Genomic DNA, 19,073 nt, shown 5'->3' with positions numbered 1-19,073 from the left:
AATAAAGATGATCGGAGGGGAATGCTGATGAGATCAGTTTGTTTTATTCTGCTGGCGGTATTGCTGTTTAGTTTATCGGCATGCGAACCATCTCATCAGCAGCAAAAACAGGCATCGGCGGCAAAAGATGAGAAAAAAGACATCATACCGCTTTCCGCGGAAAAAGCGGATGGGGCGGAAGGCTGGCTGAATAACAGCACAATATTATATACTGCGTCTAATCCGACGAAAACAGAGCTTTTTGCGTACCGCATCTTTACAGGCAAAGCGAAAAAGCTCTATCAAACGGATGGTCAAATCGTTGATGTTCAAATCAATGCGAGGGAGCAGATGATTCTGCTGCAAATCACACATAGCCAAAAGACGGCAGTGGTTTTGCTTAATGCAGAAGGAGAGACGCTTTACGAAAAAGATTACGAAACGTATGAGCTTGAAGCTGCTTGGAATCAGTATGATCCTTATCAAATGATGGTGACGGAATTCAATGAAAACTGGGATTTCCATACATATCAGGTGAATGCTAAAAAAGACGAATCTTTCTTAAGCCCAGTACAGGTTCCGTTCATTCATTGGACATCCAAAAATACATTTGATTATGTAAAAGAGGGAAGAGACGATAAAACAGGGCCTTTATATACGTTCGATACAGCTTCTAAGACGGAACAGAAGCTTGAGGATAACGTTCTATTCTTCGATTCTTTCCATCAAATGAGTTTTACTGTCAAATCAGCTTCCGGAGGAAAAGGGACGTATCAGTTTAAAACGCCGCAATCAACATCACCTGTTACAGCGAAATGGCCGCTCCAAGCGAAATATACAAGTTTGGCTCCAATGGAGTATGACTATGATGAAGCAGGAGGCCTGTTTTATACATTCAAACAAAGCGGCGATGCATATAAGCTCGCAGCAATCAATGTAGCATCGGGAGAGACAAAAGATCTTGTGTCTCTGCGGGAAATGGAGCCGATTCAAATATCTCCGAACGGGAAATATGCGTTATACGGCTTTCATTTTGAGCAAATTATTTTATTGAAATCACATGAAACGAAGCAACTCATCATTGATCAAAAGGAGATGGAATAACGATGGCTATCGCAGATGTAACCATTATCCCAATCGGTACGGAAACACCCAGTGTCAGTGCTTACGTAGCCGATGTGCAAAAGATATTAGAAGGATATCAAGCAGAAGGGAAAATCAAATATCAGCTGACACCGATGAATACGCTGATCGAGGGAGAACTCAGTGACCTTTTTGCAGTCATTCAGGCAATTCACGAAGCGCCATTTCAAAAAGGATTGCACAGAGTGGCAACGAATATCCGCATCGATGACAGGCGTGACAAAAAAACGACGCTTGAGAGCAAAATAGAAAGTGTCAATAAACATTTACAGCCATAAAAATAAACCTGTATCCGATCGGATACAGGTTTTAATGTGCGGTTGGATACCCGCTGTTTATTACGGTCATCACGGTAAACCATCCAAAGACAAATAAGGTGGCACCGGCTAATAAAAACCCGAGTATATTTTTATTTCTAACAGAACGCAAGACTCCCCATAAAGCGAAAAGAGCGACAAGGCCGAAAATCACGACAAGTAACATAACACAGCCCCCTTTACATTGAAAAACCTGCAATTCTTTCCAGTTTTATTCTACCTGTTTTTTATAGGTTTGTCGATAGCGTTTTCATTGCGATTGTTTGAATCTTTTTTAAAAAACCCTCATAATAAGAGCATAAAAAAGAAAGAGGTGATAATAGTGAAATGGAGACGAATGCCAGTAGGGCCGATTCAAGCGAACGCATATTTTCTCATCAGTGATGATCAATGCCTGATTTTTGATCCGGGCGGCGAGGGACATAAAATCAATCAATACATAAAAGAAAAAGGGCTGACGCCTTTAGCCATTTTGCTTACACATGCCCATTTTGACCATATTGGGGCGCTTGATGAAGTGAGAGAAAAATGGGATATCCCTGTTTACCTGCATCAAAATGAAAAAAATTGGCTTGCGGACGCTTCTTTAAACGGCTCCGGCATGCTGCGAGGGATAGAAGTCACAGCTAAGCCTGCAGATCATCTAATTGAAGGCGACGGTGAGTTGAATATCGGGCCGTTTCATTTGGAAACATTATTTACGCCGGGACATTCACCAGGCAGTGTGTCTTACTACGTGAAAGATGCAGACTTGGTCATCTCCGGAGATGTTTTGTTCCAAGGCGGTATAGGACGTACGGATTTAATAGGCGGCGATCAAGAGACGCTGCTGACGTCCATTCATGAAAAACTGCTTACGCTTCCGGAACACACGCTGGTGTTAAGCGGCCATGGACCTGAAACAGACGTACTGACTGAGCAGGACCAAAATCCGTTTTTAAATGGGTTTTCATTGTAAAAAAAGAGACAAACCGATAAGGTTTGTCTCTTTTTGCATTTAATGGCCTCCGCCGCCGGGCACCATAATAAAAATTGAGTAATATGTAAAGCCGGCGAAGAAAATTGTTAAATAAGCGCCAAAAATATAAATATACATGCGTTCGGTTAAGTTCAAATACGATAGAAACACAAATAAGATCGTCTGTCCAAAAAATAAAAGGGAAGCATCTTTCATATCACCTAAATAAAACATGACTGCAAAAATTCCCGTCCAAAATCCTAACACCCGGAACATGCGATTCATTTTTATCCCCTCCCGAGAGTCCCTCTGACTGTTATTATAATGGATCACACCTAGAAATGTAAACATTTTCATTATTAATATACAAATGGAATTTGTCCCTTTGATTGTGTTTTCTATTGTATGAATGTTTTTAAAAAAATAATCCGAAAAAAGTTCTGTAAATGGTTTAAATGAAAAATGATCCGGGTAGTTATTCTACAAAGAGATGGTTAACTGAGGAGGAAAAAACGAATGGAACAACAATTAACTTTTTACTCATATCCAAGCTGCACGTCATGCCGAAAAACAAAACATTGGCTTAAAGCACATCAAATTGAATTTAACGAACGGCACTTATTCAGAGAAACCCCGACAAGAGAAGAATTAAAGTACATTTTATCGTTAACGACAGAAGGAATTGATGAAATTTTGGCGACAAGAAGCCAGACTTTCAAAAATTTAAATTTAAACATTGAAGAAATGACGGTAAATGAGGTGCTGGAACTTTTAATCGAGAAGCCGAAGCTTTTGCGACGCCCGATTCTAGTAGACAACAAAAAGCTGGTGATTGGTTATAACCCGGGAGAACTGTTGAAGTTATCGAAGAAGAAAACGGTTCATCAATCTGCATGATGAAAAACCGAAGATCCGCTGATTTATTCGAATCAGCTTATCTTCGGTTTTTCACCTGTTCAGAAACTGGGCTAGCTGGATTCGAACCAACGATCACGGAGTCAAAGTCCATTGCCTTACCGCTTGGCTATAGCCCATTGAATCTAAACATAGTATGTGTAAAGGCAGACGCGTTATACATATATAGCGTACATTTTTCAAAAACAGGAGGGAGCTCATTAAGATGATAGCTCTTGATCAGCACTTAACAGAGCACAAAGAAGATATCACGCAACAATGGCTGGAAGTTTGTACGTCAAACGGCAGCTGGCTGTATTCAGCGAAAGATCAGCAAAAACTAGAACAAAAGTTAAAAGACCAGCATGAATTATTGGTGACCATCGTAGCAAAATCCCTTAGAAAAGAAGACGTAGAGGATGAGCTCAACCGGTGGTCTCTTCAATGCGCCAGAGACCGTGCCGTTCATGAAGTGACGGTTACACAAAGTGTCGGCCAGTTTAACACTTTCAGGCACATCATGTTTGAATGGATTCAGAAATTCAGCGAAGCTTCTTCTCAAGACATCAGCATTCAGGAATTTTATGAGTGGAGCCGGATCTTGAATCAAAACATTGATGAGATCATCGAAGTGTTTACGGAAGAATATCACCAGGTGACCATGATACAATTAAACGCGCAAAAAGAAATGATTAATGAATTGAGTGCGCCGATTATGCCGATTACTGATGGGATTGGGATTCTTCCGCTTGTCGGTGAAATTGATACGCACAGAGCGAGGACGATTTTGGAGTCTGTGCTGGAGCAGTGCTCAGCGTTAAAGCTCTCGTATTTATTTTTAGATATTTCGGGCGTTCCTATCGTTGATACCATGGTAGCCTATCAAATTTTTAAAGTGATTGACAGCACCAAATTGCTCGGCATTGAGACGATTATTTCAGGAATCAGGCCGGAAATTGCCCAAACTGTCGTGAAGCTGGGTCTGGATTTTTCGAATGTGAAAACCGAGCAAAGTCTTGCTAAAGCCCTGGCCAATAAAGGGTTTAAAATAAAAGAGTGTTGATGCCTTTGCCATGTTAATCTTGAAAGATAGCAGCTGAACAGCCTTTCACGGGCTATTCAGCTTTTTTAACTTCTATAAATAAAATGTGATGGCTGTTGATGTCTTTTACCTTAAAAGAGTAGCCATCATATTCTATGGTACTTTCAGGCTCAGCATCTATGTTTTGTGTCAAAAACCAGCCGCCCAAGGTGTCTACTTCAGCCTCTGATAAATCGGTTCCAAGCAGGCTGTTAACATCGCTGATTAATAATTTTGCATTTAACAAGTAATGATCCTTTCCAAGTTCGCGGATATGAGGCACTTCATCCGCATCAAATTCATCACGGATTTCTCCTACAATTTCTTCGATAATATCCTCGACAGTGACCAAACCGGACGTCCCGCCATATTCATCTATGAGGATCGCCATATGAGTGCGTTCCTTTTGCATTTTCAGCAATAGTTTATAAATAGGAATCGTCTCAATGACATGGATAACGGGCTGTACGAAAGGTTCAATTTGATGCTTCTTGATTGAAAAATCTTTCGTCAGCATGGAAAACAGCACTTCTTTCATATTAATCACGCCAATAACGTTATCTTTATCCTCTCTTACAACTGGGTACCGTGTATATTTTGTTTGCTTGACTGTTTCCTGAAGATTTGAAATGGAGTCTTCATCTAGTGACAAACTGACCATTTCATTTCGCGGCACCATAATTTCCTTTGCCATTCGTTTATCAAAGGTGAAGATATTATTCATGTACTTTAATTCACTTTTTCTAATCTCGCCGCTTTTATAGCTTTCAGCCAATAGGACCCGAAGTTCTTCCTCTGTATATGCCAGCTCGTGCTCTGATGCCGGCTTCAGTCCAAACACTCCTGTAATCAATCGGGCAGAGTGGTTCAACAGCCAAATGAATGGAAACATGATCTTATAAAACCAAATAAGCGGTTTAGCGAACAACAAGGTAATGCTTTCTGCTTTTTGAATGGCGAAACTCTTTGGCGCCAGCTCCCCAATAACGACATTTAAATACGTAACCGCTAAAAATGCGATGACGAGTGAAAGTAGGTGGGTAAGCGATTCATTTAAGCCCGCTTTATGAAAAAGCGGTCGAAGCAGAGTTTGCACAGTCGGTTCCCCAAGCCATCCCAGTCCTAATGCTGCGACTGTGATGCCCAGCTGACAGGCTGATAAATATTCATCAAGGTGAGTGATGACATGCTTTGCCGCTTTAGCACCTTTCTTTCCTTTTGCGACAAGCTGATCAATTTTGGATCGCCGCACTTTTACGATTGAAAATTCTACGGCAACGAAAAATCCTGTTAACAAAATGAGAATAGCGACTGCTAGTAAATTGATAAATTCCAAAACAACTGCCTTCTCCAAGGAAGGCATGCACCTCCCTTTTCCGATGTCTTTCTACATTCCATACCACCTGAAAATGCTCATAAAACATGTGTTGAAGCGGCAGACTGGTTTAGTGACGCGGTTATTGGGCAATTAAAGAATAAAGAACAAAAGTTTGGAGGAGCTTGACATGAAGGCACATACGGGAAAGGATTGGTTTTGGTACCAAATGGGGCCTCAAGAAAGAAGTAAGGCAAGAGATCTAATCCATTTTTCTCACTGGCCTCAGTGTGAAAAGTGGTTTGAAAATAACCACCACGTTAATTTTTTGCGAGTAGATACAACTGAAACGGAAAATGAAGCGGTATTTGGGTCGATTGTTTATGATCAGGGGCTTGGTGAAGAAAAAGACCATACTGTTTTTCACTTTTATATCACCAGACAATATTTTTTCACAATCAATTTTGACTTTTCGATTTTGAGAGAGATTAAAGGCAAAGAAGTTGTCCGGCAAATGGAAAGAGCGGACAATGCGATAGAGGGGTTTTTAATTCTTCTCGGCGAACTAATGAATGCGTATTTAATCGGTGTTGATGAATTTGAAGTAAAGCTGAGAAAGCTTAGATGGCAGATTAAAGACGACAATAGCAAAAGCATTTTAAACCGCGTCCATCTCCTGCGCCATGAACTGATGATTTGGAAAAATTTGATATTAAGCGCTAAAAAAATTGAAATGGCGTTGAAAGAAACCTTTTTACCTCAAAATGAAGAGAAAAAGGATTATCAGCGGACACAACTGAAAATTGACAGGGGATTTTCATACATCAGCGAATTTGAAGGGGAGCTTAACAATCTGCTGCATTCAGAGGAAGTCATTACCTCACATAGGGGGAATGAAATTGTAAAAGCGCTGACCATTTTTACGACGCTTTTTACGCCGATAACAGCTCTGGGTGCCTTATGGGGGATGAACTTTTCAGTGATGCCGGAACTGAATTGGAAATACGGATATCTCTTTTCCCTCTTATTGATTGTCACATCTACAGTTCTGATCTATCTCTATTTGAGAAAAAAAGGCTGGACGGGAGATATGCTGCAGGAGCGGAAGAAGAAAAAGAAACCTCGAAAAAGGCGGACTCTATAGGATGTTTCATATTTTGTGCAGCGTGCCCCGCTTTTTCACCAGACATATCAGGGTGACCGGATACGATGTCAAGGGGCTTATGACAGAGCATTAAATCCGCCGTTTACCGATTCTTGAATATGGCCAAATTGCCGGTATTGTTGCATTAGGCGATCTTTCCGTTGAGAAAGATACTGGTCAATAAGCGAAAACAGCATAATGAAAATGGAATCTAGCAGGCATGGTGACCATGTCTGCTTTTTTATTATTGGGAAAATTATAATGAAAGGGGCACATTCAGTTGAAAGTCTTTTTTCTTGCCAGAAAGAATTGGTTTTTCAGCATATAACATCTCACAAAATCACGTTTTCCCTGTTTGATTACCTTTTCTTCTTTTTCTACAATATGCGTTGAAAGGAGAGGGAATCAAATTGGATTCAATAGAAAAGGTAAGCAAAAACTTGATTGAAGAGGCATATCTAACAAAGGCTTCTGATATTCACATTGTGCCGAGGGAGCGGGACGCTATCATTCATTTTCGGGTCGATCATGCCTTGCTGAAAAAAAGGGACATGAAAAAAGAAGAGTGCGTAAGACTGATTTCACATTTTAAATTTCTTTCAGCAATGGATATAGGTGAAAGGCGAAAGCCGCAAAACGGTTCGCTTACGTTAAAGTTGAAAGAGGGAAATGTTCATTTAAGAATGTCAACGCTGCCCACAATTAATGAAGAAAGCCTCGTGATCAGAGTGATGCCCCAATACAATATCCCTTCGATTGATAAATTGTCGCTATTTCCGAAGACAGGAGCCACATTACTCTCGTTTTTAAAACATTCCCATGGCATGCTCATTTTTACCGGGCCGACTGGTTCAGGGAAGACTACCACATTATACTCTCTCGTTCAATATGCAAAAAAACACTTTAATCGAAATATTGTCACATTAGAGGACCCTGTTGAAACAAGGGACGAAGATGTTCTTCAGGTTCAGGTGAATGAAAAAGCCGGTGTAACTTATTCCGCAGGTCTGAAAGCAATTTTGCGCCATGACCCCGATATGATTATTTTAGGTGAGATCAGAGACGCGGAAACAGCTGAAATTGCGGTGCGGGCAGCGATGACGGGACATCTGGTACTAACGAGCCTTCATACGAGAGACGCAAAGGGCGCAATTTACAGACTGCTTGAATTCGGTATCAATATGAATGAAATTGAACAGACTGTCATTGCAATAGCGGCTCAGCGCTTGGTTGATTTGGCTTGCCCGTTTTGTGAAAACGGATGTTCATCAGTGTATTGCCGACAGTCACGAAATACTAGGAGAGCTAGCGTTTATGAGCTTCTATACGGGAAAAATCTTCAGCAATGTATCCAGGAGGCAAAAGGAAATCATGCAAATTACCAATATCAAACGCTTCGTCAAATTATCAGAAAAGGAATTGCGCTCGGCTATTTAACGACAAACAACTATGACCGGTGGGTTTATCATGAAAAAGATTAGAAAAGTCTGGTTGTTAAAGGATCAAGCCAGGTTATTAAAGAGGCTCGGTGAAATGACTGCGGGCGGATATACACTTCTGGATGGATTACGCCTGATGGAACTTCAGATGAATAAGAGGCAGGCGGCTGACTTGACTGATTCGGTCACTTGTTTGAGGGAAGGGGCTCCGTTTTATCAAGTACTAAAGAGTTTGTCATTTCATAAGGAAGCCGTAGGTATTTGTTATTTTGCTGAAACACATGGTGAACTGCCTGCTTCAATGATTCAGAGCGGAGAGCTGCTGGAACGAAAAATTGCACAGGCAGACCAGCTGAAAAGAGTGCTGCGCTATCCGCTTTTCCTCATCTTTACGGTCGCTGTCATGTTTTATATGTTACAGTCCATCATCATTCCTCAGTTTTCCGGTATCTATCAATCGATGAATATGGAAACCTCACGTTCAACCGATATGCTTTTTGCTTTTTTTCAGCATATTGATCTTGTGATCATTTTGCTTGTTCTTTTTACAGCAGGTATCGGGATTTATTATTGGCTTGTGTTTAAGAAAAAATCACCTGCCCGGCAAATGCTGATTTGTATCAGGATTCCTTTGGTTGGAAAGCTTGTAAAGCTGTTTAACAGCTACTTTTTTTCTTTGCAGCTAAGCAGCCTTTTAAAATCAGGCCTCTCAATTTATGACAGCCTTAATGCATTTAAACATCAAACGTTTCTCCCTTTCTACCGCTGCGAGGCTGAACAATTGATTGAACGGCTAAAAGCCGGTGAGTCAATTGAATCCGCTATTTGTGGAAGCCCTTTTTATGAAACTGATTTATCAAAAGTCATATCTCACGGCCAGCTGAGCGGCCGATTGGATCGGGAGCTTTTCACATACAGCCAATTCATATTACAGCGGCTGGAACACAAAGCGCAAAAATGGACAGGCATCCTTCAGCCAATGATTTATGGATTTGTTGCAGCGCTGATCTTACTTGTGTATTTATCTATGCTTGTGCCTATGTATCAGATGATGAATCAAATGTGAAAGGAAGAGGCTGATGAATGAGAAAGGATTTACACTTGTTGAAATGTTAATCGTGCTCTTTATTATTTCGATTTTGCTTTTAATTACGATACCGAACGTCACGAAACATAATCAAACCATTCAAAAAAAGGGCTGTGAAGGCTTACAAAACATGGTTAAGGCACAAATGACTGCATTTGAGCTTGATCATGAAGGACAAACTCCGAGCCTTGCCGATTTACAGTCAGAGGGCTATGTGAAAAAGGATGCTGTCTGTCCAAATGGTAAGCGCATTATCATCACCGGCGGAGAAGTTAAGGTTGAACATTAAATTAAACGAGGAGAAGGGGTTTACCCTTTTAGAAAGTTTGCTTGTGTTAAGCCTTGCCTCTATCCTCCTGGTGGCCGTCTTCACTACACTTCCTCCTGCTTATGACAATACAGCTGTCCGACAGGCAGCAAGTCAGCTGAAAAATGATATTATGCTCACACAGCAGACTGCTATTTCCCGTCAACAAAGAACAAAAATTCTCTTTCATAAAAAAGAATATCAATTAGTCATTGGTGATACGGTTATTGAACGTCCGTATGCAACGGGACTTTCTATAGAACTGCTGACATTAAAAGACCGTTTGGAATTTAATGAGAAAGGGCACCCGAATGCAGGCGGAAAAATACGAGTAAAAGGCCATGCCGTTTATGACATAACAGTTTATCTAGGGAGCGGGAGAGTCAATGTGGAGAGAAAATAAAGGTTTTTCTACAATAGAAACAATGTCTGCGCTAAGCCTGTGGCTGTTTGTGCTGCTGACAGTCGTCCCCTTGTGGGACAAGCTGATGGCTGATGAAAAAATGGCGGAATCACGAGAAATTGGCTATCAGATGATGAATGAGAGCATTAGCAAATATGTCATGAGTGGTGAAGGAGCCGCGTCAAAAACGATTACAAAGAACAATCATATCTATGCAATGAAGTGGGAGGAGGAGGGCGAATATCAAAACGTATGTATCAAAGCCGCAGCTTATAAAGAAAAATCATTTTGCCTCAGCATTTTGCAGACAGAATGGCTACACGCTTCTTAACGTATTATTTTCGCTCTCAGTCTTTTTGCTCATATCAGGATCGTTAGCTGCGATTATCCATCTGTTTTTGTCTCGACAGCAGGAACATGACGGTTTCACACAGCAAGAATGGATGATTTCTATAGAACAGATGATGAATGAATGCAAGGAGTCACAGGCAGTTAAGACAGCCGAGCATGGGAGCGTGTTAATCTGCACCAATCTTTCCGGACAAGACATCCGTTTTGACATTTATCATTCAATGATAAGAAAAAGAGTGGATGGCAAAGGGCATGTTCCGATTTTAGATCATATTGCTGCCATGAAAGCTGATATTAAAAATGGTGTTGTTTTGCTGAAAATTGAGAGTGAGGACCAAAAAGTGTATCAAACAGCTTTTCCGGTCTATTCGTATTTAGGAGGAGGGTGAATGTACCGTACGAGAGGGTTTATTTATCCAGCTGTTCTTTTTGTGTCAGCGCTTGTGCTGTTAATCGTGAACTTTACTGCTGCTCAATATATTTCACGCTGCATGTTTGAGAAGGAAACAAAAGAGTTATACATCGGAGAGAATTTGCTTCAAAATGGGGTGCTTCTTTCGATTCGGCATGTTCTAGAGGAACGGAAAGGCCAGGAGGGTACGGAGCAATTTCCATATGGACGGGTTTCTTATTACATTCATGATACATCGATAAAAGAACAAAAAGAAATCAACTTAAGAGTGTCAACGGAGTCGGGAACAGAAAGAACTGCACAGATCGTGTTTGACCAAAAACAGAAAAAGCTGCTGAGATGGACAGAATAAAACAGTGTAAAGGGTATAAAAAAAGTCATGTGAGACAACACTCATAATAATTGAATGATGAGGTGATCACGTGAAAACGAATGATTATGTTAAATATATGACGCAGCAATTTGTCAAATATATAGATACTCCGAGAGATGAGCGAAAAGAACGAAAAGAGGTGCGGAAAGAAACAAAAACGCCTGTTTCCCAGCAGTGGTTCGGTATTTTACCCTATGGCTTCCGACTTTGGCTGAAACGGAAAAAATAACCGCAAATAAACGAATAAGGTCCTTCAAAAAATGGAGGACCTTATTGATATTCTTCTAATATGGCAATTTTATTGACCTTTTGGCTATAAGGATCAAATGAAATCGTCACAAAAACGCCGAATTCTTTTGACCCTTCCCTCAGAGTTAAATGGTATTGCTTCACTGCTTCATCTTTTCTTTTACGGTCCCATACTTTTTGTTTGAACAGTACCTGTGCAAGCGGGTACCTTTTTTTTGCTTCTTTTACAGCAATCTCTTCCCATTTGGACATGTGGCGGGCGGTTACAAGCGGTGTTTCTTCTGCGTGAGCGGCTGTGGTGCCAAAGACGAGAAGAGATAGACAAATCACACATTGTTTGATCATCATGCTGTCACCCTTTCTTTGTTTATTATTACCAAATAATAATGGAATATGCATTTAAATTCTCACATAACAATCCCAAAAATTTCAAAAAAATTGAAAAAATGAGCAATACTGAGCAAGACTTTGTAATATGATGAAAACATTCTTTTAAACGAACGAAATGAGCGATTTCGGTGTTTTTAAATCTATAAATCGTTGATTATACTCTATTTGTGGAGTTCTTTAAAGAGAACGATTGTCATATCAAGTTACAGTGTTTTACAGGAGGTAAGATATGTTTCGATTGTTTCACAATCAGCAAAAGGCGAAGACGAAACTGAAAGTTCTGCTTATCTTTCAGCTTTCAGTCATTTTCAGTCTGACTGCCGCACTATGCTTACAATTTTCCGATGATACAAGCGCTGCTTTTCATGATATTGAAACATTTGATGTCTCACTTCAAACGTGTAAAGACTTTCAGCATACAGATAAAAACTGCCATTATGATAAACGCTGGGATCAAAGTGATTTGCACATATCAGATCAAACGGATACGAAAGGCACTGTATGCTCACCTTTCGCCTTATTTGCTGTGCTCGAAAATACAGGTGAGAAACTTAAGAAATCAAAGTGGAAGTGGGAGCTTCATAAGCTTGAAAATGCCCGCAAACCGTTAAAGGATGGGAACGTGATCGAAAAAGGATTTGTCTCCAATCAAATTGGCGATTCACTTTATAAAATTGAGACGAAGAAAAAAATGAAACCCGGCATTTATGCATTTAAAGTATATAAACCGGCAGGCTACCCGGCAAACGGCAGTACATTTGAGTGGTCGGAGCCTATGAGGCTTGCAAAATGCGATGAAAAACCGACAGTCCCTAAAAAAGAAACAAAGTCGGACGTCAAAAAGGAGAATGAAACAACACAAAAAGATATACCGGAAAAAACAATGAAAGAAGAAACATCTCAAGAAGCTGTAACCAAAGAAAAAGAAACTCAATCAGACCAGAAGGAAAGCGGGGAAGAGGATGAAAAAAGCAATGAAGCTGATCAGTAATATTTTATACGTGATCATCTTTACTCTTATTATTGTGCTGACACTTGTCGTGATTTCAACACGTTCATCCGGGGGAGAGCCGGCAGTGTTTGGGTATACGCTGAAATCAGTTCTGTCAGGTTCGATGGAGCCGGAGTTCAATACAGGTTCCTTAATATTGGTCAAAGAAATCACTGATGTGAAAGAGCTCCAAAAAGGTGACGTTATTACATTTATGCAGGATGCAAATACGGCGGTCACCCACAGAATTGTTGACATAACAAAGCAAGGAGACCATTTGTTATTTAAAACAAAAGGTGATAATAATGCAGCAGCTGATTCAGCGCCTGTATCGGACGAAAATGTTCGCGCGCAATACACAGGTTTTCAGCTTCCATATGCCGGCTATATGCTTCATTTTGCCAGCCAGCCGATTGGAACGGCTGTATTATTGATTGTTCCCGGCGTGATGCTGTTAGTTTACGCTTTTGTGACGATCAGCAGCGCCATTAGAGAAATTGAAAGAAAGACAAAAGCCTTGGAAACAGATACAAAGGACAGCACCATGTCTACTTAACTTCAGTTGTAAACCTGGCAACAGGTTTCGATATAAAATCATTCAATAAAAGGGGAGCTTACCATGGGTATGAAAAAGAAATTGAGTTTAGGAGTTGCTTCTGCAGCACTAGGATTAGCTTTAGTTGGAGGAGGAACATGGGCAGCATTTAACGACATTAAATCAAAGGATGCTACTTTTGCATCAGGTACGCTTGATTTATCTGCTAAAGAGAATTCAGCGAGTGTGAACTTATCAAATCTAAAGCCGGGAGATAAGTTGACAAAGGATTTCCAATTTGAAAATAACGGATCACTTGCGATCAAAGAAGTTCTAATGGCGCTTAATTATGGAGATTTTAAAGCAAACGGCGGCAGCAATACATCTCCAGAAGATTTCCTCAGCCAGTTTGAAGTGACATTGTTGACAGTTGGAAAAGAGGGCGGCAATGGTTACCCGAAAAACATTATTTTAGATGATGCGAACCTTAAAGACTTGTATTTGATGTCTGCTAAAAATGATGCAGCGGCTACTGAAAAAATCAAAAAACAAATTGACCCTAAATTCTTACATGCAAGCGGTAAAGTCAATGTAGCAACAATTGACGGTAAAACTGCTCCTGAATATGATGGTGTTCCAAAAACACCAACTGACTTCGATCAGGTTCAAATGCAAATCCAATTCAAAGATGATAAAACAAAAGATGAAAACGGGCTTATGGTTCAAAATAAATATCAAGGCAACTCCATTAAGCTTCAATTCTCGTTCGAAGCTACACAGTGGAACGGCTTGACAATCAAAAAGGACCATACTGATAAAGACGGTTATGTGAAAGAAAATGAAAAAGCGCACAGCGAGGATAAAAATTAATAACAACAATAAAAAGAGACGGCCCAGTATTCATATACTGGGCCGTCTCGATGGTTATTGACAAAAGAGGAGTTAGTGCCTCTGCTCAGGCACTACTCCTCTTTTTGGGATTTTCTCCATTTTTGATAATCTAAAAATTCACGAAATTGTTTTTTCGATACCCCGGATGTCATCGCATCGCGAACCAATTTCTCCCATTCACTATCTAATTGACCATCGTATTCGGTTTCATGTTTCTCATCGAGCAAAGTATGAACCGAGACGTCCAGAACAGCGGAGACTTTTTCGAGAAATTGAATGGAGGGGTTCGTTTGTAGATTTCGTTCTATTGAGCTTAAATAAGACTTCGCTACCCCAGCTTTTTCAGCTAGTTCTGATAGTGAGTAGCCTTTTTCTTTACGGTATTGTTTAATACGCTGGCCAATCAATGTCATCACCTTCCTTGTGATATTATAGCACATTCAGAAAGGATTTACGGTATGACTTCTGGCTGCCGGACCAGGATGAGCAGACTTTTTGTTTAAAAGTAAATATTTTCGTATTTCTTCCGGGCTGATATTTGCCTCTTTGGCTTCCACCATTAATTCAACCCATTCTTGATCCAATTCAAAGTGCTCTTGTTTTGCATTCTTCATGCAGTTTCTCCTCCTAAAATACTTGTTTATGTATTTCAGCCAGTCCGGCCATGACTCATTGTATGCTTCATTAGTCTCTGGAAGTCATTTGCCATTAAATCACCAGAATTTTTTTCCAATATACCTTTATTATAATCGTATTTTCTCAAAAAAAACGAGAATGATGTCGAATGGTAAAAAAGTTAGCTTGAAATATTATTTTGCAGATAAAACAATCCGCCATTTTCAATTTCAACTGATATCTTTGGTTGATACAAGGTTTTCAGCGCCTGTTTTTCTAGATGGTATTCTTCTGGTTTTTCTTCTATATGCTCGTAAAACTTATCAAGCAATGTCATATCATTCTTCCACCTGTTAACCGCCTGTTCCGCCCAGTCGGACGGCTCCTGCATAGCGGATTTGGAAATATAGTTTTCCATACGCTTAAGTCCGCTTTCTGGTTTGATCATAGGTGAAATGGTGAAGCAATAGTCACATATTTGAGACGTCAGTGAAAACTGGGTCAGCTTGCTTTGAAAATCTTCAATTATCGTTCCAGAGACTAGGTGAAGACCTAGTGACAATAACTTATCCTTTTTCATGTCGGACTGGTATGAAATCGTGACATTTATACCAAGCCAAGGCTGAAGTGGGACTTTAGCTCCGGCTGATTCAATTTTCTCATACATTCTGGTAAATCTCCCATTTTGTTTAACAGCTTTAAATATTTGAAAAAGACGCGGGGCCCCAAAATATATAAATTCACCATCTAGGTCTTTTGGCGCATTTTCTTTATCTGTAATAAAAGTGATTTTCATTGGATTCGGATCACCGCCTGTCTTCTCGCGCCAATGCCAGTAGAAAGGGCGGTTCATGATTTGTTTGTCCATTTCAACTGTAAGCTGCACTGTCATATAGCCTAAGCCTTGATCGACGATTTGGCAGCTGTTTGCTTGAAAAAAACGCAGCAGAAAATCGTGAACCTCTTGCTGTCTCACTAATAAAACCTCCTTACAGGCTAAGATCCTCTTTTTTCAGCAGGCAGCTGTTTTTTATAAGACAAAAATGAGGTTAAGTTATCCATTTTTATTTTCATTTCTTCTTCTGTTGCTGAGTGATACAAAATGTCATGAAGGTGCTCTTCAAAATTGTTCACTTGAATTTTCGTTAAAATATCATCAAGTTCACCGACCACTTTTTCAAACAAATGAATTTTTTCATATAAAAGCTTTAGAATATGCTCTTCCACCGTATGTTTTGTCGCCATGTTATAAATATGCACGTCACGCTCCTGCCCGAGTCTGTGAATTCTTCCGATTCTTTGCTCAAGCCGCATCGGGTTCCATGGCAGGTCATAGTTGATCATGTGATTGCAAAATTGCAGGTTAATTCCCTCACCGCCTGCTTCAGTTGCAATAAGGACTTGGATTTTTCCGCGGAAAAGATCCTTCATCCAGTCTTTTTTTCCACGTTTAAATCCGCCTCTAAACGGCACAGAACTGATGCCGTTTTGCTGAAGAAACCACTGCAGATAAATCTGGGTTGCACGGTATTCTGTAAAAATGATGACCTTATCGTCGATCTTTTTGATCAAGTCAACAACTTGAAGCGCTTTAGAGTTTTGTGTCACTTGATTGATGCGATCTATCAAAACTGAAATCGTATCCTCATCAATGGCAGGTGCTTGTTTCTCTTTTTGATCAAGCATCTTTTTCAGAGTCATATACACCGCTTCTCTGCTCGAACAGCATTCTCTTTGCAAGGTCATAATCGAGAACATGCTGGCTGGTTTATTGATACTTTCCTTCAAGCGAGAAATTTCATCATAAAGCGCCTGCTCTGATGGAGAAAATTGAATCGGCACTGTTTCAACATGACGCTGTTTCCAATTCAGCCCTGTATCATGCCGCCTGTTACGGATCATGACTTTATTCACAAGATCTTTTAAATGTTCATGCGCTTCTAAACTGGATTTCTTCTTAGCGAACTCCTCCTGAAAGTGATTCTGACTGCCTAAATGGCCGGGTTTTAATAAGGACACCAAATTGAAAATCTCTTCGATACGGTTCTGGATTGGCGTCGCGGTAAGAAGCAGGCAATATTTTTTTACGAGATTCCGGACAAATTCATAGTTCTTCGTTTTGCTATTTTTCAGTTTGTGTGCCTCATCAATAATGACAAGATCATATGGGATAGACAGAACGATTTCTCGATGGGGCGAGCGCTTCGCGGTGTCTATTGATGAGACGACAATATCGCATTGCTCCCACACATAGCTTTTCTTTTGTTCAACAGCCGGAATCAAAAATTTTTCCTGAAGCTCTTTGACCCACTGTGACACAAGGGAAGCGGGCACAAGGATCAAAATTTTTTTTGCTAATCCGCGAATCATATATTCTTTTAAAATTAAACCGGCTTCCACCGTTTTCCCGAGACCAACCTCATCTGCTAAAATCGCTTTCCCGTTCATTTTTTCAACCACTTTTTGCGCCACTTCAAGCTGGTGGGGGAGCGGCGTAAAGGAAGGCAGATATAAAGGAGCCCGTAAGCCTTCAAAATCTGGAATTGCTAATGTTTTCTGGATTTCTGCAGAGAGCTTGTACAGTTCCCAGTTTGCCCAAGGGCCATCGTTTTTCAGTCTTTCAGCAAATTCTTCAGGCCATTTTGCATCGTAGATCATTTCTGTATTCATTGCTTTGAAACCGCCTTTCTAATTCTTCGATTCTTAAGATGAACAATATAAGAAAAATCTGCCCAAATTGCTGTTGCCCAGCATATAGTGATGATGGTAGGATATGAGTATGTATTTGATGTAAGATATTGCTATAGTATGTCCATAACAGCATGAAAATATGAGCGAATGACAGCAAGGGGAGAGACCTGACCGAAAACCTCGGGATACAGGCGCCGAAGGAGCAAACTGCGGAGTGAATCTCTCAGGCAAAAGAACTCTTGCTCGACGCAACTCTGGAGAGTGTTTGTGCGGATGCGCAAACCACCAAAGGGGACGTCTTTGCGTATGCAAAGTAAACTTTCAGGTGCCAGGACAGAGAACCTTCATTTTACATGAGGTGTTTCTCTGTCCTTTTTTGTATGTTTTTAGCTGCGCCGTTGATAAAGGGGAGGAATTAGATGCTGAACAGAACGCCGTTATTTGACCTGTATAAGGAATATGGAGGAAAAACGATTGATTTTGGAGGCTGGGAGCTTCCTGTTCAATTTTCTTCTATAAAAAAAGAACACGAGGCTGTCCGAACTGCAGCCGGTTTGTTTGATGTATCTCATATGGGAGAAGTCGAAGTGTCAGGGAACGACAGTCTGTCTTTTTTGCAAAGATTGATGACAAATGATGTTTCCGCATTAACGCCAGGCCGTGCTCAATATACAGCGATGTGTTACCCGGATGGCGGAACCGTCGATGATTTGCTTATCTATCAAAAAGGAGAGAACCGCTATCTGCTTGTCATTAATGCTTCTAATATAGATAAAGACTTGGCTTGGATGAAAGAACATGCAGCAGGCGATGTACAGATTGACAATCAGTCAGACCAAATCGCGCTCTTGGCTGTACAGGGACCGAAAGCAGAAGCGGTCTTGAAAAATCTGACAGATGCGGATGTGTCTGCATTAAAGCCGTTTGCGTTTATTGATGAAGCCGATATCAGCGGCCGCAAAGCACTTATTTCACGCACTGGCTATACGGGAGAAGACGGGTATGAAATTTACTGCCGCAGTGATGATGCTATGCATATTTGGAAAGGAATCATCGATGCAGGGGATGCATACGGATTGATTCCATGCGGTCTCGGTGCACGTGATACACTCCGGTTTGAAGCGAAGCTCCCGCTCTACGGTCAGGAGCTGACCCGGGATATTACACCGATTGAAGCAGGTATAGGCTTTGCTGTAAAGCACAAAAAGGAGTCTGACTTTTTTGGTAAGTCAGTATTGAGTGAACAAAAAGAAAACGGAGCGAAGCGCAAACTTGTCGGTCTCGAAATGATTGAAAAAGGGATACCGCGGCACGGATATGAGGTTTTCCAAAATGGCAGGTCTGTCGGAAAGGTGACAACCGGCACGCAGTCACCGACATTAGGAAAAAACGTCGGCCTTGCCTTAATTGATTCGGAAACGAGTGAGATCGGGACTGTTGTAGATGTAGAGATACGCAAAAAATTAGTGAAAGCAAAGGTTGTCAAAACACCATTTTATAAACGCTAA

At 40.7% G+C, this 19,073-nt stretch carries 26 protein-coding genes, 1 tRNA gene and 1 riboswitch; of the genes, 18 read left to right on the top strand and 9 right to left on the bottom strand.

All coding sequences use genetic code 11. The features are described 5' to 3' along the window. Positions 1 to 21 precede the first annotated feature (21 nt). Together QF06_RS10605 and QF06_RS10600 are read left to right on the top strand one after the other, a co-directional pair. Positions 22 to 1,083 carry a lipoprotein gene (locus tag QF06_RS10605; protein ID WP_003230137.1) on the top strand — a complete coding sequence of 354 codons (1,062 nt, stop codon included), beginning with the start codon at positions 22 to 24 and terminating at the stop codon, positions 1,081 to 1,083. A 2-nt stretch (positions 1,084 to 1,085) separates the two neighbouring features. Continuing rightward, a complete protein-coding gene (locus tag QF06_RS10600; RefSeq protein ID WP_003230139.1) occupies positions 1,086 to 1,400 on the top strand; it encodes an MTH1187 family thiamine-binding protein in 315 nt (104 codons plus the stop codon). A 31-nt stretch (positions 1,401 to 1,431) separates the two neighbouring features. On the opposite strand, the gene QF06_RS21235 is transcribed toward QF06_RS10600, so the two are convergent. Next, complete coding sequence (locus tag QF06_RS21235) at positions 1,432 to 1,605, bottom strand: DUF2759 domain-containing protein (RefSeq protein WP_003230141.1); 174 nt, start codon at positions 1,603 to 1,605, stop codon at positions 1,432 to 1,434. A gap of 156 nt (positions 1,606 to 1,761) precedes the next feature. Between QF06_RS21235 and QF06_RS10590 the strand changes: the two genes are divergently transcribed. Continuing rightward, positions 1,762 to 2,397: an MBL fold metallo-hydrolase gene (locus QF06_RS10590; RefSeq protein WP_041850020.1), complete on the top strand. Its 636-nt coding sequence runs from the start codon at positions 1,762 to 1,764 to the stop codon at positions 2,395 to 2,397. A 39-nt stretch (positions 2,398 to 2,436) separates the two neighbouring features. Here QF06_RS10590 and QF06_RS10585 read toward each other — a convergent pair whose 3' ends face one another. Next, positions 2,437 to 2,682, bottom strand: a complete 246-nt coding sequence (locus tag QF06_RS10585; RefSeq protein ID WP_003226300.1) for a DUF2626 domain-containing protein — start codon at positions 2,680 to 2,682, stop codon at positions 2,437 to 2,439. 231 nt (positions 2,683 to 2,913) lie between these two features. On the opposite strand from QF06_RS10585, the gene mgsR reads away from it, so the two are divergent. Beyond that, the gene (gene mgsR, locus QF06_RS10580; RefSeq protein ID WP_003230147.1) at positions 2,914 to 3,294 is read left to right on the top strand and encodes a transcriptional regulator MgsR; all 381 of its coding nucleotides are present in this window, start codon (positions 2,914 to 2,916) and stop codon (positions 3,292 to 3,294) included. Positions 3,295 to 3,360: 66 nt separating this feature from the next. Here the strand turns inward: mgsR and QF06_RS10575 are convergent. Beyond that, positions 3,361 to 3,431, bottom strand: a tRNA-Gln gene (locus tag QF06_RS10575). A gap of 86 nt (positions 3,432 to 3,517) precedes the next feature. Between QF06_RS10575 and rsbRD the strand changes: the two genes are divergently transcribed. Further along, a complete protein-coding gene (rsbRD, locus tag QF06_RS10570; protein WP_041850019.1) occupies positions 3,518 to 4,354 on the top strand; it encodes an RsbT co-antagonist protein RsbRD in 837 nt (278 codons plus the stop codon). Between the two features lie 52 nt (positions 4,355 to 4,406). Here rsbRD and QF06_RS10565 read toward each other — a convergent pair whose 3' ends face one another. Further along, entirely contained in the window at positions 4,407 to 5,735 is a 1,329-nt protein-coding gene (locus tag QF06_RS10565) for a hemolysin family protein (protein WP_041850018.1), read from the bottom strand. Positions 5,736 to 5,877: 142 nt separating this feature from the next. Here QF06_RS10565 and corA point away from each other — a divergent pair, with 142 nt between their 5' ends. The 9 genes from corA to QF06_RS10520 all read left to right on the top strand — a co-directional run bounded on the left by corA (position 5,878) and on the right by QF06_RS10520 (position 11,432). Then, positions 5,878 to 6,831, top strand: coding sequence for a magnesium transporter CorA (corA, locus tag QF06_RS10560; protein ID WP_029317911.1), 954 nt, complete (start codon positions 5,878 to 5,880; stop codon positions 6,829 to 6,831). A gap of 410 nt (positions 6,832 to 7,241) precedes the next feature. Beyond that, complete coding sequence (gene comGA, locus QF06_RS10555) at positions 7,242 to 8,312, top strand: competence protein ComGA (RefSeq protein ID WP_004399124.1); 1,071 nt, start codon at positions 7,242 to 7,244, stop codon at positions 8,310 to 8,312. Then, complete coding sequence (gene comGB, locus QF06_RS10550; RefSeq protein WP_041850016.1) at positions 8,299 to 9,336, top strand: comG operon protein ComGB; 1,038 nt, start codon at positions 8,299 to 8,301, stop codon at positions 9,334 to 9,336. The genes comGA and comGB overlap by 14 nt, the downstream gene beginning before the upstream one ends. A gap of 13 nt (positions 9,337 to 9,349) precedes the next feature. Beyond that, entirely contained in the window at positions 9,350 to 9,646 is a 297-nt protein-coding gene (comGC, locus tag QF06_RS10545; RefSeq protein ID WP_003230162.1) for a comG operon protein ComGC, read from the top strand. Further along, on the top strand, positions 9,636 to 10,067 hold the full coding sequence (gene comGD, locus QF06_RS10540) for a comG operon protein ComGD (RefSeq protein WP_004398628.1): 432 nt from the start codon (positions 9,636 to 9,638) through the stop codon (positions 10,065 to 10,067). Before comGC ends, comGD begins: the two co-directional genes overlap by 11 nt. Further along, on the top strand, positions 10,051 to 10,398 hold the full coding sequence (comGE, locus tag QF06_RS10535) for a ComG operon protein 5 (RefSeq protein WP_003230165.1): 348 nt from the start codon (positions 10,051 to 10,053) through the stop codon (positions 10,396 to 10,398). Before comGD ends, comGE begins: the two co-directional genes overlap by 17 nt. Positions 10,399 to 10,423: 25 nt before the next feature. Next, a complete protein-coding gene (gene comGF / locus QF06_RS10530) occupies positions 10,424 to 10,807 on the top strand; it encodes a competence type IV pilus minor pilin ComGF (protein WP_041850015.1) in 384 nt (127 codons plus the stop codon). Beyond that, a complete protein-coding gene (gene comGG / locus QF06_RS10525; RefSeq protein ID WP_015251714.1) occupies positions 10,808 to 11,182 on the top strand; it encodes a competence type IV pilus minor pilin ComGG in 375 nt (124 codons plus the stop codon). A 70-nt stretch (positions 11,183 to 11,252) separates the two neighbouring features. Further along, positions 11,253 to 11,432, top strand: coding sequence for a YqzE family protein (locus tag QF06_RS10520; RefSeq protein WP_003230176.1), 180 nt, complete (start codon positions 11,253 to 11,255; stop codon positions 11,430 to 11,432). A 41-nt stretch (positions 11,433 to 11,473) separates the two neighbouring features. Here the strand turns inward: QF06_RS10520 and QF06_RS10515 are convergent, their stop codons facing one another. Continuing rightward, positions 11,474 to 11,800 (bottom strand): YqzG/YhdC family protein, encoded by a 327-nt coding sequence (locus QF06_RS10515; protein WP_003246051.1) that lies wholly within the window; start codon positions 11,798 to 11,800, stop codon positions 11,474 to 11,476. Between the two features lie 271 nt (positions 11,801 to 12,071). On the opposite strand from QF06_RS10515, the gene tapA reads away from it, so the two are divergent. From tapA to tasA, 3 genes are all read left to right on the top strand, one after another. Continuing rightward, positions 12,072 to 12,833, top strand: coding sequence for an amyloid fiber anchoring/assembly protein TapA (gene tapA, locus QF06_RS10510; RefSeq protein WP_015251716.1), 762 nt, complete (start codon positions 12,072 to 12,074; stop codon positions 12,831 to 12,833). Further along, entirely contained in the window at positions 12,817 to 13,389 is a 573-nt protein-coding gene (gene sipW / locus QF06_RS10505) for a signal peptidase I SipW (protein ID WP_003246088.1), read from the top strand. Before tapA ends, sipW begins: the two co-directional genes overlap by 17 nt. Before the next feature lie 63 nt (positions 13,390 to 13,452). Continuing rightward, positions 13,453 to 14,238, top strand: coding sequence for a biofilm matrix protein TasA (gene tasA / locus QF06_RS10500; RefSeq protein ID WP_015251717.1), 786 nt, complete (start codon positions 13,453 to 13,455; stop codon positions 14,236 to 14,238). Positions 14,239 to 14,330: 92 nt separating this feature from the next. On the opposite strand, the gene sinR is transcribed toward tasA, so the two are convergent. From sinR to QF06_RS10480, 4 genes are all read right to left on the bottom strand, one after another. Continuing rightward, complete coding sequence (gene sinR / locus QF06_RS10495) at positions 14,331 to 14,666, bottom strand: transcriptional regulator SinR (protein ID WP_003226345.1); 336 nt, start codon at positions 14,664 to 14,666, stop codon at positions 14,331 to 14,333. Between the two features lie 33 nt (positions 14,667 to 14,699). Continuing rightward, positions 14,700 to 14,873 carry an anti-repressor SinI gene (gene sinI / locus QF06_RS10490; protein ID WP_003230187.1) on the bottom strand — a complete coding sequence of 58 codons (174 nt, stop codon included), beginning with the start codon at positions 14,871 to 14,873 and terminating at the stop codon, positions 14,700 to 14,702. Positions 14,874 to 15,055: 182 nt separating this feature from the next. Further along, positions 15,056 to 15,850, bottom strand: coding sequence for a YqhG family protein (locus QF06_RS10485; RefSeq protein ID WP_003230200.1), 795 nt, complete (start codon positions 15,848 to 15,850; stop codon positions 15,056 to 15,058). Positions 15,851 to 15,870: 20 nt separating this feature from the next. Further along, complete coding sequence (locus tag QF06_RS10480; protein WP_041850014.1) at positions 15,871 to 17,544, bottom strand: DEAD/DEAH box helicase; 1,674 nt, start codon at positions 17,542 to 17,544, stop codon at positions 15,871 to 15,873. A 168-nt stretch (positions 17,545 to 17,712) separates the two neighbouring features. Continuing rightward, positions 17,713 to 17,814: riboswitch (glycine riboswitch) on the top strand. A gap of 170 nt (positions 17,815 to 17,984) precedes the next feature. Between QF06_RS10480 and gcvT the strand changes: the two genes are divergently transcribed. Next, a complete protein-coding gene (gene gcvT / locus QF06_RS10475; protein ID WP_041850013.1) occupies positions 17,985 to 19,073 on the top strand; it encodes a glycine cleavage system aminomethyltransferase GcvT in 1,089 nt (362 codons plus the stop codon).

This window comes from Bacillus sp. YP1 (assembly GCF_000877815.1).
Classification (GTDB): domain Bacteria; phylum Bacillota; class Bacilli; order Bacillales; family Bacillaceae; genus Bacillus; species Bacillus subtilis.
Note: the sequence above shows the minus strand (reverse complement) of the source record. Positions and strands in the feature narration are given on the sequence as shown.

Bases quoted from the DNA above. Each gene is read 5' to 3' on its own strand.
- comGC (WP_003230162.1), top strand. From the start codon at position 9,350: ATGAATGAGAAAGGATTTACACTTGTTGAAATGTTAATCGTGCTCTTT.
- QF06_RS21235 (WP_003230141.1), bottom strand. From the start codon at position 1,605: ATGTTACTTGTCGTGATTTTCGGCCTTGTCGCTCTTTTCGCTTTATGG.
- sinI (WP_003230187.1), bottom strand. From the start codon at position 14,873: ATGAAGAATGCAAAACAAGAGCACTTTGAATTGGATCAAGAATGGGTT.
- mgsR (WP_003230147.1), top strand. From the start codon at position 2,914: ATGGAACAACAATTAACTTTTTACTCATATCCAAGCTGCACGTCATGC.
- sipW (WP_003246088.1), top strand. From the start codon at position 12,817: ATGAAGCTGATCAGTAATATTTTATACGTGATCATCTTTACTCTTATT.
- corA (WP_029317911.1), top strand. From the start codon at position 5,878: ATGAAGGCACATACGGGAAAGGATTGGTTTTGGTACCAAATGGGGCCT.
- comGB (WP_041850016.1), top strand. From the start codon at position 8,299: ATGAAAAAGATTAGAAAAGTCTGGTTGTTAAAGGATCAAGCCAGGTTA.
- comGE (WP_003230165.1), top strand. From the start codon at position 10,051: ATGTGGAGAGAAAATAAAGGTTTTTCTACAATAGAAACAATGTCTGCG.
- QF06_RS10480 (WP_041850014.1), bottom strand. From the start codon at position 17,544: ATGAATACAGAAATGATCTACGATGCAAAATGGCCTGAAGAATTTGCT.
- QF06_RS10600 (WP_003230139.1), top strand. From the start codon at position 1,086: ATGGCTATCGCAGATGTAACCATTATCCCAATCGGTACGGAAACACCC.
- gcvT (WP_041850013.1), top strand. From the start codon at position 17,985: ATGCTGAACAGAACGCCGTTATTTGACCTGTATAAGGAATATGGAGGA.
- rsbRD (WP_041850019.1), top strand. From the start codon at position 3,518: ATGATAGCTCTTGATCAGCACTTAACAGAGCACAAAGAAGATATCACG.
- QF06_RS10605 (WP_003230137.1), top strand. From the start codon at position 22: ATGCTGATGAGATCAGTTTGTTTTATTCTGCTGGCGGTATTGCTGTTT.
- comGG (WP_015251714.1), top strand. From the start codon at position 10,808: ATGTACCGTACGAGAGGGTTTATTTATCCAGCTGTTCTTTTTGTGTCA.
- QF06_RS10585 (WP_003226300.1), bottom strand. From the start codon at position 2,682: ATGAATCGCATGTTCCGGGTGTTAGGATTTTGGACGGGAATTTTTGCA.
- QF06_RS10515 (WP_003246051.1), bottom strand. From the start codon at position 11,800: ATGATGATCAAACAATGTGTGATTTGTCTATCTCTTCTCGTCTTTGGC.
- tasA (WP_015251717.1), top strand. From the start codon at position 13,453: ATGGGTATGAAAAAGAAATTGAGTTTAGGAGTTGCTTCTGCAGCACTA.
- QF06_RS10565 (WP_041850018.1), bottom strand. From the start codon at position 5,735: ATGCCTTCCTTGGAGAAGGCAGTTGTTTTGGAATTTATCAATTTACTA.
- tapA (WP_015251716.1), top strand. From the start codon at position 12,072: ATGTTTCGATTGTTTCACAATCAGCAAAAGGCGAAGACGAAACTGAAA.